Origin of the sequence: Streptomyces sp. NPDC020742 (assembly GCF_040641675.1) — a bacterium.
GTDB lineage: Bacteria > Actinomycetota > Actinomycetes > Streptomycetales > Streptomycetaceae > Streptomyces.
Window position 1 is genome coordinate 66,915 of sequence record NZ_JBFAEA010000022.1, and the last position, 15,775, is coordinate 82,689.

Annotated in this window: 10 protein-coding genes; 4 read left to right on the top strand and 6 right to left on the bottom strand. The window is 72.6% G+C overall.

Going from position 1 to position 15,775, the window contains the following annotated elements; translation table 11 throughout:
- Nucleotides 1–2 precede the first annotated feature (2 nt).
- The 3 genes from AB0G84_RS28650 to AB0G84_RS28660 all read left to right on the top strand — a co-directional run bounded on the left by AB0G84_RS28650 (nt 3) and on the right by AB0G84_RS28660 (nt 5,419).
- Complete coding sequence (locus tag AB0G84_RS28650) at nt 3–1,271, top strand: MFS transporter (protein ID WP_361326820.1); 1,269 nt, start codon at nt 3–5, stop codon at nt 1,269–1,271.
- Nucleotides 1,268–2,053 carry a class I SAM-dependent methyltransferase gene (locus AB0G84_RS28655; RefSeq protein ID WP_361326823.1) on the top strand — a complete coding sequence of 262 codons (786 nt, stop codon included), beginning with the start codon at nt 1,268–1,270 and terminating at the stop codon, nt 2,051–2,053. Before AB0G84_RS28650 ends, AB0G84_RS28655 begins: the two co-directional genes overlap by 4 nt.
- Nucleotides 2,054–2,809: 756 nt before the next feature.
- Entirely contained in the window at nt 2,810–5,419 is a 2,610-nt protein-coding gene (locus AB0G84_RS28660) for a SpoIIE family protein phosphatase (protein WP_361326946.1), read from the top strand.
- Nucleotides 5,420–5,644: 225 nt separating this feature from the next.
- Here AB0G84_RS28660 and AB0G84_RS28665 read toward each other — a convergent pair whose 3' ends face one another.
- The 3 genes from AB0G84_RS28665 to AB0G84_RS28675 all read right to left on the bottom strand — a co-directional run bounded on the left by AB0G84_RS28665 (nt 5,645) and on the right by AB0G84_RS28675 (nt 8,596).
- A complete protein-coding gene (locus AB0G84_RS28665; RefSeq protein WP_361326826.1) occupies nt 5,645–7,150 on the bottom strand; it encodes a glutamate synthase subunit beta in 1,506 nt (501 codons plus the stop codon).
- A gap of 178 nt (nt 7,151–7,328) precedes the next feature.
- Entirely contained in the window at nt 7,329–8,168 is an 840-nt protein-coding gene (locus AB0G84_RS28670; RefSeq protein WP_361326828.1) for an alpha/beta hydrolase, read from the bottom strand.
- The gene (locus AB0G84_RS28675) at nt 8,165–8,596 is read right to left on the bottom strand and encodes a helix-turn-helix domain-containing protein (protein WP_361326830.1); all 432 of its coding nucleotides are present in this window, start codon (nt 8,594–8,596) and stop codon (nt 8,165–8,167) included. Before AB0G84_RS28675 ends, AB0G84_RS28670 begins: the two co-directional genes overlap by 4 nt.
- A gap of 504 nt (nt 8,597–9,100) precedes the next feature.
- On the opposite strand from AB0G84_RS28675, the gene rsgA reads away from it, so the two are divergent.
- Nucleotides 9,101–10,240: a ribosome small subunit-dependent GTPase A gene (rsgA, locus tag AB0G84_RS28680; RefSeq protein WP_361326833.1), complete on the top strand. Its 1,140-nt coding sequence runs from the start codon at nt 9,101–9,103 to the stop codon at nt 10,238–10,240.
- Between the two features lie 169 nt (nt 10,241–10,409).
- Here rsgA and AB0G84_RS28685 read toward each other — a convergent pair whose 3' ends face one another.
- The 3 genes from AB0G84_RS28685 to AB0G84_RS28695 all read right to left on the bottom strand — a co-directional run bounded on the left by AB0G84_RS28685 (nt 10,410) and on the right by AB0G84_RS28695 (nt 15,523).
- Nucleotides 10,410–10,892, bottom strand: coding sequence for a DUF456 domain-containing protein (locus AB0G84_RS28685; RefSeq protein WP_361326836.1), 483 nt, complete (start codon nt 10,890–10,892; stop codon nt 10,410–10,412).
- 674 nt (nt 10,893–11,566) lie between these two features.
- Nucleotides 11,567–12,145, bottom strand: coding sequence for a DUF4352 domain-containing protein (locus tag AB0G84_RS28690; protein ID WP_361326839.1), 579 nt, complete (start codon nt 12,143–12,145; stop codon nt 11,567–11,569).
- A gap of 180 nt (nt 12,146–12,325) precedes the next feature.
- Nucleotides 12,326–15,523: a glycoside hydrolase family 38 C-terminal domain-containing protein gene (locus tag AB0G84_RS28695; protein WP_361326842.1), complete on the bottom strand. Its 3,198-nt coding sequence runs from the start codon at nt 15,521–15,523 to the stop codon at nt 12,326–12,328.
- Nucleotides 15,524–15,775 lie beyond the last annotated feature (252 nt).

Here is a 15,775-nt window from a genome sequence, read left to right on the forward strand (position 1 = left end):
TCATGGACGACGCGGGCCGTGCCCGCCGGGTACGCCTGCTCACCCCGCTGGCCCATCGCGACTTCCGCATCCTGTGGATCGGGATGAGTGTGTCGCTGATGGGCGACGGCGTGATGCTGGTCGCCCTGGCCTGGCAGGTCTACACGCTGTCCGGCTCGCCCGCCGCGATGTCCGCGGTCGGGGTGGCCCGTGCGGTGCCCCAGGTCGCCCTGGTGCTGCTCGGCGGGGTCGTCAGCGACCGCTTCGACCGCCGGCGGATCATGCTGATCAGCGACCTGGTCCGCGCGGTGAGCCTGGTGACGCTCGCCGCGCTCACCCTCGGCGGTGCGCTGGCGCTGTGGCAGCTGATCGTCGTGGTGATGGTGTACGGCGGCGCGGCGGGCTTCTACCCGCCGGCGTACGACGCCATCGTGCCGACCCTGGTGCTGAAGTCCGAACTGGTCGAGGCCAACGCGCTCGACCAGTTCGTCCGCCCGGCGGCGGTGCAGATCGGCGGGACCGCGCTGGGCGGGGTGCTGGTCGCGGGGATCGGCACCGGCGGGGCGTTCGCGTTCGACGCGCTCACCTTCGGGGTCTCCGTCTTCTGCCTGCTGTGCATCCGGCCGATGCCGCCGCCGTCCGAACCGGTCGGCTCGGTGTGGGCGGACTTCCTGCGGGGCCTGGGGTACGTCCGCGCCAACAGCTGGCTGTGGGCGACCTATATCTCGGCCACCTTCGCCTATCTGCTCTTCCTCGGCCCGGCCGAGGTGCTGCTGCCCTACCTGGTCAAGAACGTGCTGGAGGGCTCCGCCGGGGACCTCGGCCTGGTGCTGACCAGCGGCGGGCTGAGCGCGGTCCTGGTGGCCCTGGCCGTGGGGCAGATCGGGGTGCCCCGACGGTTCATGACCTTCGTGTACGGGTCGTGGACGCTGGCCACCCTCGCGGTCGCCGGGTACGGCCTGTCCACCAACTCCTGGCAATTGGCCGCGGCCTGCGCGGCCGTCAACGGCTTCGAGACGGCCGGCCTCATCGCCTGGGCCACCGCCAAACAGCGGCTGGTGCCCGCCGCCCTGCTCGGCCGGGTCTCCAGCGTCGAGTGGTTCGTCTCGATCTCCCTGCTGCCGCTGTCCTACGCCCTGGCCGCCCCGGTCGCCGCCGCGGTGGGCGTGCGTACCACCCTGATCGGTGCCGGAGTGCTGGGCGCCGTGGTCACCTTGGTCTTCCTCTACGTGCCCGGCGTACGCTCGGTGGACCGGGACAGTGACCCCCGTCCCGCGAAAGAGGGCACATGAACGAGCCCACCGGCACCTCGCCGGCCCCCGTGCGCAATGACGACGCCGACTGGGACCGCTGGCCGGTCCTGGACTACCTCGCCGAGAACTACCGCGAGATCCACCCCTGCGACGCCGCCGTCATCCGGCACCACTCGGCCTTCTACCGGCAGTTCGCGCCCGGCAGCGTTGCCCGCTCGCTGGAATTCGGCGCCGGCCCCAACCTCTATCCGCTGATGCTGGCCGGTGCCGTCAGCCGGCGGGTGGACGCGGTCGAGCTGAGCCGGGCCAATGTCGCCTATCTGACCGACCAGCTGGACCAGGGCCCCGACACCAGCTGGCAGGCCTTCTACGCGTTCTGCCGCGACCTCGACCCCGCGCTGCCCCCGACCCTCACCGAGGCGCTTTCCCGCGTCCGGGTGACGCACGGCGACGTCCGGTCCCTGCCCCCCGCCGGCTACGACCTGGCCTCGATGAACTTCGTCGCCGAGAGCGTCACCGAGGACTTCGAGGAGTTCGCCGGGCTCTGCCGCACCTTCGTCGCCGCGGTACGGCCCGGCGGCCCCCTGGTCGCCGCCTTCATGGAGAACATGCCGACGTACCGGATCGGCACCGCCCCCCGGTGGCCGGGCTGCCCGGTCGACGGCGCCGTGGTCCGCGAGGTGTTCGCCCCGCACACCGAGCGGCTCCGCATCACCCACGTACCCGCCGACCCCACCTGCCCCGACTACGGGGACACCGGCATGGTGCTGCTGCGGGCGGTCCGGCGCGACGGGCAGACGCTCCGGCCGCGGCTGTGGTGAGCGCCGGAAGGCACCCACCCCGACCGCGTACCGCGCACACCGGGAATTCACCGCACACCGCATCGGGGCGAAGTCGGCGCAATTCCCGATCCGGGCGGCACAGAAACTCTCCATAATGTCGATCTGCCCGCCCTTCTCCGGCCCGGTGAGAACGCGGCGGTAAATAGCTACGAAGAGCGATGAATCAGGCACCCCACGCAATATCGTCGGCTATCTCCCGGATTTCTTCCTGATCTTCATCCGCCACGCATCCGTCCCACCTCCACCGCACATCCGCCGCGTATCCGCAGCCCGTACGACTCGCGGGAAACCCGCCTTCGAGGACCGCCGGACCGGCCCCGGAAAGGGCCGCCACCGGCCCGGTAGCCGCCCCGGCGCCCGTGTCCGCTCCCTCCCGCCGCAGCCCTTCCACCGCTTACCGAAGACCGGCGGCGGACCACACACGAAGCACCGCTACGCGTCCCGGAAGAAGTCGCTGAATGGTGAATACAGGCAGCATCGATTAGTGACCGGACCCCGCATTGACCTTGCCGCCCCCGCGATACCCCGGCGTGGTGCCCCTCGGACCCATTGGCGGCACGGTACAAATGAGTCATGGCCCGAATCCTCCGCCGCTTTTCGTGGCCACCTTCGAGGCGTGGGGTGCCCGATCGGCGCCCGGGCCGCCGCGAACGGCGTGAGCGGCAGGGCGGCGCGCCGAAGGGCTCGGTGCGGCGTCTGCGCTCCCTGGCGGGCAACCGCAGCGTCGCGGGCCAGATGTTCGTCCTACAGATCCTGATCGTGCTGCTGCTCGTCGTGGCGGCGGTGACCACCCTGCTGGTCCAGTCCCGCAGCGACCGCTTCCAGAGCGCACGCGACCGTTCGCTCGCCGCGGCCGAGGCCTTCGCCCACAGCCCCGGCCTGGTGGACGTGCTGAAGGGGGCCGACCCCAGCGCGGTGCTCCAGCCACTGACCGAGGGCGCCCGCAAACGCGGCGGCGTGGACTTCATCGTCGTCATGAACCGCCAGGGCATCCGCTACACCCACCCCAAGCCCGGCGAGATCGGCAAGCGCTTCGTCGGCACCATCAAGCCCTCGCTCTCCGGGCGCGTCACCATCGAGAGCGTCTACGGCCCGCTCGGACACGAGGTGCAGGCGGTCGTCCCGGTCATGGACGCCAAGGGCAGGGTCGTCGGCCTGGTCTCGTCCGGACTGCGGGTCCGCCGGGTCAGCAGCGCCATCGACCGGCAGCTGCCGCTCGTCCTCGGCGCCGGGGCCGCCGGACTCGCCCTGGCCACCGCCGGCTCGGCGCTCGCCAACCGCCGGCTGCGCCGCCAGACCCGGGGGCTCGGACCCGCCGAGATGACCCGCATGTACGAGCACCACGACGCGGTGCTGCACGCCGTGCGCGAGGGCGTGCTCATCGTCGACGCGGACGGACGGGTGGTGCTGGTCAACGACGAGGCCCGCCGGCTCCTCGGCCTGCCCCCGGACGCCGAGGGACGCCAGGTCACCGCCCTGGGACTCGATGCCCGGGCGACCGAACTGCTGGCGTCCGGGCACCCGGTCACTGACGAGGTCCTCCCGGTCAGGGAGCGGCTGCTGGCGGTGAACATCCGACCCACCGACGACGACGGCGGCCCGTTCGGCAGCGTGGCCACCCTGCGGGACTCCACCGAACTGCTCGCCCTCGCGGGAAAGGCGGAGTCCGCCCAGAGCCGGCTGCGGCTGCTGTACGACGCCAGTGTGTCCATCGGCACCACCCTCGACGTGCGCCGCACCGCCGAGGAGCTCACCCGGGTCGGGGTGACCTGGTTCGCGGAGTACGCCACCGTCGACCTGGCCGAGCCGGTGCTGCACGGTGAGGAGCCGCCGGCCGGCTCGCACCATGAGGCGCCCGAACTCCTCCGGGTGGCGCTCGCCGGCTTCACCGACGACCACCCGCTCTACCAGGCCGGCGAGGTCCACCGGTTCCCGCCGATCACCCCGATGGCCACCGTCTTCGTCACCGGCCGGCCGGTCCTGGTGTCCGACATGCGGGAGGCCGACCAGTGGCGCGCCCAGGACCCCGAGCGCTTCCAGCTGATCGTCAACCACGGGTGCCGGTCGCTGATCACCGTGCCGCTCCAGGCGCGGGGCGTCCTGATGGGCGTCGCCAACTTCTGGCGCACCGAGGAGCGTCCGCCCTTCGAGGAGGGCGATCTGTCGCTGGCCGAGGAGATGGCGGCCCGGGCCGCCGTGTGCATCGACAACGCACGCCGCTACACCCGCGAGCACGCCATGGCCGTCACCCTCCAGCACAGCCTGCTCCCCCGGGGCCTGCCCGAGCAGAACGCGCTCGATATGGCGCACCGCTACCTTCCCGCACAGACCGGCGTCGGCGGCGACTGGTTCGACGTCATCGCGCTGCCGGGCACCCGCGTCGCCCTGGTCATCGGCGACGTCGTCGGCCACGGACTACACGCCGCCGCCACCATGGGCCGGCTGCGCACCGCCGTGCAGAACTTCTCCACCCTCGACCTGCCGCCCGACGAACTCCTCAGCTATCTCGACGAGTTGGTCAACCGCATCGACCAGGAGGCGGCCGCGTCCAGCGAGGACGTGGGGATCACGGGCGCCACCTGCCTGTATGCGATCTACGATCCGTCCTCCGGCGTCTGCACCCTGTCCCGAGCCGGCCATCCGCCGCCTGCGGTGATCCGCCCCGACGGCACCGTGGAGTTCCCCGCCCTCCCCGCCGGGCCGCCGCTCGGCCTCGGCGGCCTGCCCTTCGAGGCCATCGAGCTCCACCTGCCCGAGGGCTCCAGCCTCGTGCTGTACACCGACGGCCTCATCGAGGACCGCGACCGGGACGTCGACGCCGGGCTGCGGGCCCTGGCGACGGCCCTGGCGCACCCCTCCCGGACCCCGCACGAGACCTGCGAGGCCGTGCTCGACGCGATGCTCCCCGACCGCCAGCGCGACGACATCGCCCTGCTCGTCGCCCGCACCCGCAGGCTGGACCCGGGCCGGATCGCCGCCTGGGAGCTCCCCTCCGACCCGGCGGCGGTGGCCGAGGCCCGGGCCAACATCTCCCGGCAGCTGACGCAGTGGGGCCTGGAGGAGATGGTGTTCACCACCGAGCTCGTCCTCAGCGAACTGATCACCAACGCCATCCGTTACGCGACCGGTCCGATCCGCGCCCGCCTGCTGTACGACCGCACCCTGATCTGCGAGGTCTCCGACACCAGCAGCACCTCCCCGCACCTGCGCTACGCCGCCGATGAGGATGAGGGCGGCCGCGGCCTGTTCCTGGTCTCCCAGCTCGCCCAGCGCTGGGGCACCCGCTACACCCCCGAGGGAAAGATCATCTGGGCCGAACAGGGCCTCGGCCGCCCGGCGCTGTGACGCACACCGGCGTCCGACTCCGGGGTGCACACCGCCGTCCCCTCGGGCACGTCGCCCACTCACAGTGAGTAGGTTTCGTGTGACAGACCCTGTGTGTGGACGGCGGCGGCAGCATTCCCGGCCGCTGACGGCAGGACCGGACCGTCCGGCCGGGCGGGGCGACCCTCCAGGGCGCCGCCGGTCCCTCCTGGCCGCGCCCCCGCGACCGGTGCCCGGCCCGCGCCGTCAGGTCGTCAGCGGCCGGTCCGTCGCGGCGACCGGGGAGGGGAGCGCGGTGGAGCCGCTGAGGTAGCGGTCGGTGGCCGCCGCGGCGGCCCGTCCCTCCGCTATGGCCCAGACCACCAGCGACTGGCCGCGTCCCGCGTCGCCGGCGATGAACACCCCGTCCGCCGTGGGGGCCGCGGACCCGCCTCGCTCCCGTACGACGGCCGCGAAGCCGGCGTCCCGGGCGAAGGCGCCCCGGTCGTCCCGCACCAGCCCGAGCTGCCCGGTCAGGCCCCCGCCGCGCTGCGGCCCGGAGAACCCGAGCGCCAGCAGCACCAGTTCGGCCGGGAGCACCCGCTCGGTGCCCGGCCGGGGCTGGCGGGCCGTCGGTTCCACCTCCGTCAGGCAGAGCGCGCTGACCTGGCCGTCCGCGTCCCCCTCGAAGTGCAGCGTCGCCGACGAGAACAGCCGGGGGTCCCGCCCCTCCCGGCCCCGGGCCTCCTCGTGGGCGTGCGAGATCCGGTACACCTTCGGATAGGTGGGCCAGGGCTGGGCGTCCGGCCGGGTGTCGCCCGGCTCCGGGTTGATGTCCAGTTGCACCACGGACGCCGCGCCCTGCCGCAGGGCGGTGCCCAGACAGTCCGAGCCGGTGTCCCCACCGCCGACGATCACCACGTGCTTGCCCGCGGCGCTGACCGGGGACACCGCGTAGTCGCCCTCCCCGACCCGGTTCGCGAGGGTCAGATAGCCCATCGCCTGGTGGATGCCGTACAGCTCCCGACCGGGGACGGGCAGCTCCCGCTGCTCCATCGCCCCCACGGCGACGATCACCGCGTCGTGCCGCCGTCGGAGCTCGGTGGCGTCGAGATCGCTACCGATGTCCACCCCGGTGCGGAACTTGGTGCCCTCCGCCCGCATCTGGGCCAGCCGCCGGTCCAGGCAGTGCTTCTCCAGCTTGAACGCGGGGATGCCGTAGCGCAGCAGCCCGCCGATGCGGTCGGCGCGCTCGTAGACGGCGACGGTGTGGCCGATCCGGGTGAGCTGCTGGGCCGCGGCCAGGCCGGCCGGCCCGGAGCCGATCACGGCGACGCTCTTCCCGCTCAGCCGGTCCGGCGGACGCGGCGAGGTGTACCCGCGCTCCCAGCTCTCATCGGCGATCGCCTGCTCGACGTTCTTGATCGTCACCGGATCGGCGTTGAGGGCCAGCACGCAGGCGTCCTCACACGGCGCCGGGCACAACCGGCCGGTGAACTCGGGGAAGTTGTTGGTGGCGTGCAGCCGTTCTGACGCGGCCAACCAGCTGCCCCGCGACGCATAGGCGTTCCACTCGGGGATCAGATTCCCCAGCGGACACCCGCTGTGGCAGAACGGAATCCCGCAGTCCATGCACCGGCCGGCCTGCTCGGACACCAGCGGCAGCAGCGCCTGCCCCGCGTAGACCTCGGTCCAGTCGCTCAGCCGCTCCTCGACGGGGCGCGCCGGAACGGGCCGCCGGGGAACCTTGAGGAAGCCATAGGGATCCGTCATCCGCCGCCTCCCTCGCTCACCTGCGGCGATACGGCGTCCACAACAGCCTACGCCCGCTCTGTCCGGGTTTCATCACCCGCGGGGGCCGGAGCCGGGGCTGGGGGAGAGGGGGACGGGGGACGGGGAGCGGAAGACGGGGAGCGGGGGCGGCGGCCCGGTGCCGGGCCACCGCCCCTCTTCAGTCGCGAAGGAACCGCGTGACGGTATCGGTCTGCCCGAGGATCGCGTGCCCGACCTCGGGCAGGACGTTCACCGTCGCGTGCGGGACGCAGCGGCGTACGCGCCGGGCGGTGTCCGCGGAGTCGAACAGGACGTCGCGCCCACCGACCACCACCAGTACGGGCACGGTCAGGCGGCGCAAGGCACCGTCGGGAAAGATCGGCAGTCGCTCCGTGCGCGGCTTGAAGTGCGTGAAGATCAGCGCCACCTGGTCGAGCACCGGCCGGGCCTGCGGGCTGTCCAGCCCGGTGGCGGCCCGCACCGAGCGGTGGACGCCCCGGCGCCCGAGCAGCCGGAGGAGCAGGGCCCGGGCGATCCAGCCCCACTTCTGCCGCCCCAGGCCGCCGGGGCACAGCAGGGCCAGGTGCGTCACCCGCTCCGGCCGTCGCGTGGCGTAATCCAGCGCAAGCCAGCCGCCGAGGGAGGTCCCGACGACCGCGGCGCTCCCGATCCCCAGACCCTCCAGCACCTCGTCCAGCCACCGCGCGTAGGCGTCGGAGGCGAGCGGCGGGCGGGACGGCGCGCTGAGGCCCGGCTCGCCGATGACGTCGAGGGCATAGGTACGGAAGTGCTGCGCCCAGGAGGCGACATCGTCCTGCCACATGGTGGTGTTCGCGCCCGATCCGTGCAGCAGCAGCACCGGTGGTGCGTCCCTCGGGCCGGAGGCGAGGACGAAGGTCTCGCCCTCACCGGTGGGTATCCGGAGCTGCTCGGCGGGTACCGGCCAGGCACGTAGTGCCTCCTGGTAGCGCCGCTGTATCTCGCTCGCGCCGGCCTCGGACGTGTAGATCGCGCTCATGACGCGAGAACCCCCTCCATGTAGTCGAACAGCCGGGCCGTCTCGCCCAGCCCGCCCAGGACGATGACCTTCATCCGGGCCCGCTCCTCGTCGTACGCCGTCTCGATGCGGAGGCGCTCCTCGCCCGGGCGATGGTGGGTGGCCGAACTCATCAGCAGGGTCGTCAGGCGGTCCGCCGTCGCACGGCTCACCGCATCGATCTGCACGATGCTCGACACCTCGGTATGGCGCTTGCGCCCCGCCGACTCGCGCGGGGGAGCGGGCACCGGACGACCGGTGAACGCTTCCAGATCCTCCTGCGTGATCCGGTACTGCTTGCCGATACGGACCGCAGCCAGCCGCCCATCGCGGACGTAGCTCCGGATGGTGCGCACATGAAGCCCCAGCTGCTCGGCGACCTGCTCCACCGAGTAGTAACGATCATTCATGAAAGGACTCTAAACTTCCCTAACATGCGGCGCAATAGGGAAGTTTGACGGAAGGTGGGGAGTGATGGGTGAGAGGTCGTGGTGAAGCTGGAGCGAGAGCTGGCAAACGGCCGGGCGACGACCATCTCGACGGTGCCGTACGGGCGTTGCTGCCGCGGGGCACGTTGTTCGCGCGGTCGACGTCGGCTGAGAGCTCCTCACCCGGGGAAGCCATGACGCCGGAGAGCCGAGGCTGAGCAAGGCGGTGCAGGAAAAGGGTTGGCGCTGTCGCCCGGCGCTGCCCTACTGTCGTCGATGTCATTGACGGTGGCCCGGGGCTGCCGTTGTCGGCTGTTGAGGAATGTGGGAGGTGAAGACCGATGACTGTGACTGCGCTGGGCGTTGCCCGCATCCAGAAGATCATCAACCTCACCCCCGTGATCTCCGGCTGACCCGACTTCTCCGCTTCTTCTCTCGCGCCTCGTGCGCGCAGCCGGGATCACTCCTTCCTGAAGGGTCATCCCGTTGTTCGACCTCACCTCTTCTGCTGCGCATCCGCTGTCCGCCCTTGGCTGGGACGACGGGTTCGCGGAGAGTTTCACCCCCTTTGCCGGGCAGGGGTTCGTGCCCGGCCGTATCGTCCGCGTGGACCGTGGGCGGGTGGATGCCGTGGTGCCCGACGGCGACGGTGTCCGGACGGTGTTGGCCGATACCGCGCTGGTGGCGACCGGTGACCCGATGCGGGTGCCGTGCACCGGGGACTGGGCCGTGCTGGACCTGGCGAACGGCCGGGTGGGCGACCATGTCGACGGTGTCGTAAGGGCGTTGCTGCCGCGGCGTACGTCGTTCGTGCGGTCGGCGTCGTCGAAGCGGTCGGAGGGGCAGGTCCTCGCCGCGAACGTCGACCACGCGGTGATCGCGGTCTCCCTGGCCGAGCCGTTGGACCTCGGGCGCATCGAGCGGTTCGTCTCACTGGCCTGGGAGAGCGGGGCGCAGCCGCTGGTGACGCTGACCAAGGCGGATCTGGCCGGCGAACCGGGCGTGTGGGAGCACCTGGTGGCGGATGCCGCGGCGGCGGCCCCGGGAGTCGAGGTGCTGGCCGTCAGCTCGGCGACCGGTGCGGGGATCGATGCGCTGGGTGCCGTGCTGGCCGGTGGGACGTCCGTACTGCTGGGGCGGTCCGGCGCCGGTAAGTCGACGCTGGCCAACGCCCTGGTCGGCGAGTGCGTCCAGGTGGTGCAGGAGGTCCGGGACCGGGACGGCAAGGGCCGGCACACCACGACCACCCGGGATCTGCATCCGCTGCCCGGCGGCGGGGTGTTGATCGATACGCCCGGGCTGCGCGGTGTGGGGATGTGGGACGCCGAGAGCGGGCTGGCCCGGACGTTCTCGGACGTCGAGGGGCTGGCCGAGGGGTGCCGCTTCCACGACTGTGCGCATGAGTCGGAGCCCGGCTGCGCGGTGCAAGAGGCCGTAGCGGGCGGGGAGTTGCCCGAACGGAGGCTGGAGAGCTACCGCAAGCTGCTGCGGGAGAACCAGCGGATCGTGGCGAAGACCGACGCCCGGCTGCGGGCCGAGCTGCGGCGGGACTGGAAGCAGAAGCAGGCGCTGGGCCGGCACATGATGGAGCGGAAGCGGGGCGAGCGGGGGACGGGGAGGCGGTAGCGGGCTGTGCGCCTTCCGGGTGAGTCCTGGTGAGTCCGGGGAGTCCGGGTGATCGGGGTGAGTCGGGGGCGGAATGGGCCGGGGCGTGCTCCGGACCCGCCCCCGGCCAGCTCCGATTTCCGCCAGCCGTCGCCGCCCGGGCCGCCGGGTGCACCTCGGTGCCGGGGCGTCAGCGGCCCAGCAAGGCTCCCATCCAGGCTCCGACGACCAGCAGGCAGGCGCACAGCTCGATCAGTACGCTGGTCCCGATGGCGCGCATGACCGTACGGGTCGATGCCCAGGCAGCGCCATGGCTGCCCAGCCGGACCCGCTCCAGGACGTAGAGGCCGCCGATCGCACCGAGCGGGGCCCCGAGCACCGGAACCACGAAGAAGCCCACGATGCCGGCGGTACCCGCCAGGAACAGCGAGCGGTAGGGCGCTCCGACGGCACGCAGATCGCGGGTCGGCAGCAGCCACTTCAGAACCTGGTTGAGGAGCAGCAGTGCGGTGGCGCCGATCAGCACCGCCCAGGCCAGCGGGGAGGTGTCGGCAACCGTCCACCAGAGCAGTCCGGCCCACACCAGCAGCGGACCGGGGATACCGGGCACCAGCACGCCGAGCAGTCCCAGCAGCATGACCAGGCCCACCGCGACCAGCTGCCAGGAACTCATGCGCCGGCCTCACTCCCGGCGGGTGCGCGCCCCGTGAGGCCGCGTGGGCTGCGCTCTCTCATGGCCCAAGACTGCCGGAAGCGGCCCCCAAGCGCCCGACCGCGGCGCCAAGGCACCGGCCCGGTGCCGTGCCCCGGCGTCCGCGGCGGCTCCGGCGCCCGTCGCCGCCCACCTCCTCCCGGTACCACCAGTGACCGGCTGCTCCCCCTCGTACGAACCCGAGCAGTCCGCGCTGCCCGGCGCCGCCCCGGACGCGCCCGATGCGCTGGGGCCCGGCACCGCGGTTGCACCCGACTGGCGGAGGGCCTCCGCATCGAGCGGTAAGCCGCCGACGGGCGGTGCCTGCTGCTGCCGGCCGGCCCGGACTGCCGAACTCAGGTCGGCTTCGGCGTTCGTCCGGCCGGGGGATGCCGTGCTGCCCTGCTGCCGCGCAGCGCCGGGCCGAGCCGGGCACGGGGGGGACACCCCGCTGCCGTGGCGCGGGGGCCGGGCCGGGTCGGGTCGGCGGAACCCTCCGGCAGGAGCCCCGCCTGCGCCGACCGGCTGACGGCCCCCACGGTCCGCCTGGCTCGCTGGTCCGCCCGGGCCCGCTCCGCCCGGACCCGGGCGGGTCTGGTCCGGGCGGGTCTGGTCCCCTTCCTGCCCGTAAGGGATCAGGCAAGAGGCGGACCGCCCTAGTCGGCCGGCAACTCGAACGTCAGTGACGCCGTCCCCGCCGAGTCGTAGAAGATGACCTTCCCGCCCGTCCGCGGGACGTCCAGGACGACATCGCCTGTGACGCTCTGACCAGGCCGGTACGTCGCATCGACGTTGTGACCGGTGCCGGTCGTCTCCCGCGTGGAGGCGCTCTGCTCCGCCGTCTGGGTGTCCTGCCACTTCATCAGGCCGCGGGGATGAAAGCCTCCGTCCTTGTCACCGACGTTCTTCACGGTGAGCGTGAGGACGATGTACTGGCCCTTCGGCTTGTGGGTCGTTTTGATCTCCGACGGGCTCACCGTCTTCACGTTTTTGAACGTGATCGACATCTTCGTTCGCGCTCCCGAAGCTCTGTCGACGGCCGAGTACGTCCCGGTCTCCCCGATGGCGAGGGGGGTTGTCGCGTCCCTCTTTGACGGCGCTGCTGCAGCAGCATCCTGAGTCTTCTCCGCCGACGCCTTCTCAGAGGCCTTGCTGGAGGGCGAACACCCCGTTGTCAGGGCGGCGGTTATCAGCGCGCCTATGGCCAACGTAGCGAAGCGGATGGGTGGGCGCATTGCGGTCCCCCGAGATTTCAAGGCGGGCACCTTGCCCGCGCACGAGTGGACTGTACGACAAGCCCGACAGGACGGGAGGCGACGTGCGGCGGGAGGGAAGTGCCGGGCTCGCCGTCACGCCCTCACGGGCCCGACGCCCGGCCGAGACCCGCCCGTTCCCTTCGGCCCGCCGCCACGCCCTCACGGGGTTGCGGACCGGCCGTCCTGCTGTCGTCGCTGCTGCGGGCGCAGCCGTAGCGTCAGGATCTGGAACGGGCGCAGGGTGAGCGCGATGTCGGAGGTCGGCCCCTGCTCCTCGTCGTGCAGTGGGCGCTCCAGCAGGTCGGTGACGGTGACCCGTTCTACGGGGAAGCCGGGGGAGAGGGTGCCGGCGGCGCGCCCGCCGCGGGACTCGTAGAGCCGGACCACCACATCACCGCTGCGGTCCTCGGCGAGCTTCACCGACTCGACGGTGATCGCCGGGTGGTCGACCCGGATCAGCGGCGGCACCGGCGCCGCGGGGGCGGCGGTGCGCAGGGGCAGGTTCAGCGCCAGGCCCTCGGCGACCGCGTCACCGACCCCGGCGCCCGGCAGCAGGGCGTAGGTGAAGCGGTGGTGGCCCTGGTCGGTGTGCGGGTCGGGGCTGTGCGGTGCGCGCAGCAGGGTCAGCCGGACGGTGGTGCCCAGGCCCTCGGGGTGCGGGGTGCGGGTCACGTCGTGGCCGTAGGTCGAGTCGTTGAGGACGGCGACGCCGTAGCCCGGTTCGGCGAGGTGCAGCCAGCGGTGTGCGCAGATCTCGAAACGGGCGGCGTCCCAGCTGGTGTTGGTGTGGGTGGGCCGGTGGACGTGCCCGAACTGGATCTCCGCGGTGGACCGTTCGGCGTGTACGTCCAGCGGGAAGGCGGCCTTGAGGACCTTCTCCGACTCCTGCCAGTCGATGTCGGTGGTGATGTCGAGCCGGCGCGCCCCCGCGCGCAGGGTCAGCTCCTGGGTGACCCGGGACGCGGTGCCCCATGTCCTGGCCACCCGTACGGTCGCGACCGCCGGGCCGGACGCGGTCAGCCCGATGGACTCGGCCTCGGTCAGATCGGTGTGCCGGTGGCGGTAGTGCCGGTCGAGGTCCCAGGCGTCGTACCGGGTGGGGTGGTCGGGGTGCAGTTGCAGCAGATTGCCGCGGGCGCCCGGTGCCAGTACCTCCCGCCCGGCGGGCAGATCGCGTACGGAGGCGAGCAGCCCGTCGGCGTCGACCCGGACGCGCAGCAGCCCGTTGTCGAGGGTGACGGTGCCCGTGTCGGCGTCGTGTTCCGCCCGTACCGGCGGGGGCGGGGCGGGGGTGTCGGGGCCGGGCGGGCGGAGCACCGCCGAGCCCAGTGCCGGGACGTGGACGGGGAGCGGGTCGTGGCCGGGCAGTTCGACGATCTCGTCCCGGTCGTAGGGCGAGGCGTTGAACACCGTGCCCACCCCGGCGTCGCCCCCGTCGCCCGGTCCGTCCGCCACCGCGCCGTCGCCCGGCCCGCCCAGCGCTCCGAGCGCGCTCTCGGTGAGCTCGGTCAGCTCCGCCGCCACCTCCGCGTAGGTCGCCCGCGCCTCCCGGTGCACCCAGGCGATGGACGAGCCCGGCAGGATGTCGTGGAACTGGTGCAGCAGAACGGTCTTCCAGAGCCGGTCCAGCGCCTCGTACGGGTAGGGGTGACCCGCCCGCACCGCCGCCGTCGCGGCCCACAACTCCGCCTCGCGCAGGAGGTGTTCGCTGCGCCGGTTGCCCTGCTTGGTCTTCGCCTGCGAGGTGTAGGTGCCGCGGTGGAACTCCAGGTACAGCTCGCCCGACCAGACGGGCGCGCCCGCGCCGTACTCCGCGTGCGCGGCCTCGAAGAAGCGGGCCGGCGGCTCGATGTCGACCCGCGGTGAGCCCTCCAGGGAGCGCAGCCGGCGGGCCCGCTCCAGCATCTCGCGGGTGGGACCGCCGCCGCCGTCGCCCCAGCCGAACGGCACCAGGGAGCGGGTGGCCCGGCCCTTGTCGGCGAAGTTCCGTTCGGCATGGGCGAGTTCGGCGGCGTGGAACTGAGCGTTGTAGGTGTCGACCGGCGGGAAGTGGGTGAAGACGCGGGTGCCGTCGATGCCCTCCCACCAGAACGTGTGGTGCGGCATCTTGTCGGTCTGGTTCCACGAGAGCTTCTGGGTCAGGAACCACTTGGCGCCGGCCAGCCGGGCCAGCTGCGGAAAGGCGGCGGTGTAGCCGAAGGAGTCCGGCAGCCAGATCTCCTCGGTCTCCACCCCCAGCTCCTCCAGGAAGAAGCGCTTGCCGTGCACGAGCTGCCGGGCCAGCGCCTCACCGCCGGGCATATTGGCGTCGGACTCCACCCACATCGAGCCGACCGGCGCCCAATTGCCGGCGCGTACGGCCTCCTTGATGCGGTTCCAGATGTGCGGCTGGTGCTCCTTGACCCAGGCGTACTGCTGCGCCTGGGAGCAGGCGAACACCAGCTCCGGGTACTCCCCGGCGAGCTGGGTGACGTTGGCGAACGTACGGGAGGCCTTGCGTACGGTCTCCCGCAGCGGCCACAGCCAGGCGGAGTCGATGTGGGCGTGCCCGGTGGCCGAGACGCGGTGGGCGCTGGCGGCGGCCGGACGGCTCAGGGCGCCGGCCAGCGCGGCCCGGCCGGCGTCCGCGGTGCCGCCCACGTCGTGCAGGTCCAGCGCGTCCAGCATGTCCTCGAGGGCCCGCAGGATCTCGTGCCGCCGCGGGCGGTCGGCGGGCAGCTCGTACATCAGCTCCGAGAGCACCTCGATGTCGAGGACGAGGTGCCAGACGGTCTCGTCCAGGACGGCCAGGTCGGCCGAGGCGAAGCGGTACAGCGGACGGTCCGGGGCGGTGCGGATGTCACCGAGGTCGGTGGGGCGGAAGTCCCGTAGCACCGCGGGGTTCGCGGCGGCCTCCAGCAGCAGCCGTACCTCCTCGCCGCCGCGGGCCGGGGAGCCGATCGGGACGTGGCGGTTGCGGGGGTGGATGCCCTTGAGGGGGACGCCGTCGGCGTCGTGGACCAGGCCCTCCGCCTGGAATCCCGGACCGTCGCCGCTGAACCCGGGGTCGATGACGGCCTCCACCCGGCGCCCCGCCCAGTCGCCGGGCACCTCACCGGTCAGCCGGAACCAGCTCGTCGACCACGGCGGCCCCCACGTCTCCCCGGCCGCGAAGGGCTCGTAGGCGGCCCGCAGCGCGGCCTCGACCGACGCCGTTCCGCACGCTCTCACCCCTGTTTGAGCCGGGGATGCCCCCCTGCGCGGCGGGTGCCAGACCGCGAGCCGCAGCGGAACTCGTGCCGCGTACTGCGCGGGCCTGATGAACTGCCCCAGCGCCCGCTCCAGACGCCCCTCCACCAGCAGTCGGTCGTCGTGCACAGCGGCTCCTCACGGTCGTACGGGACGCATCCGGAACCCGCGGCCGGGCTCCACGACGGGGCTCGGCTCAGGCATACCCACTGCGGCCCGGTCCGGCCCCTCCGGCGCGCGGGTGCCCGGGCGATCGGGCGGTGGGCGGAAGCATGGCGACTGATCGGATGGGAATGCTGAGCGTGAGGCTGTTCGAGACCGGACGCCGACGACCGTTGGGGGGCGGGGGAAGAGCATGCGTCAGCCTGTGCGCTGCGAGGA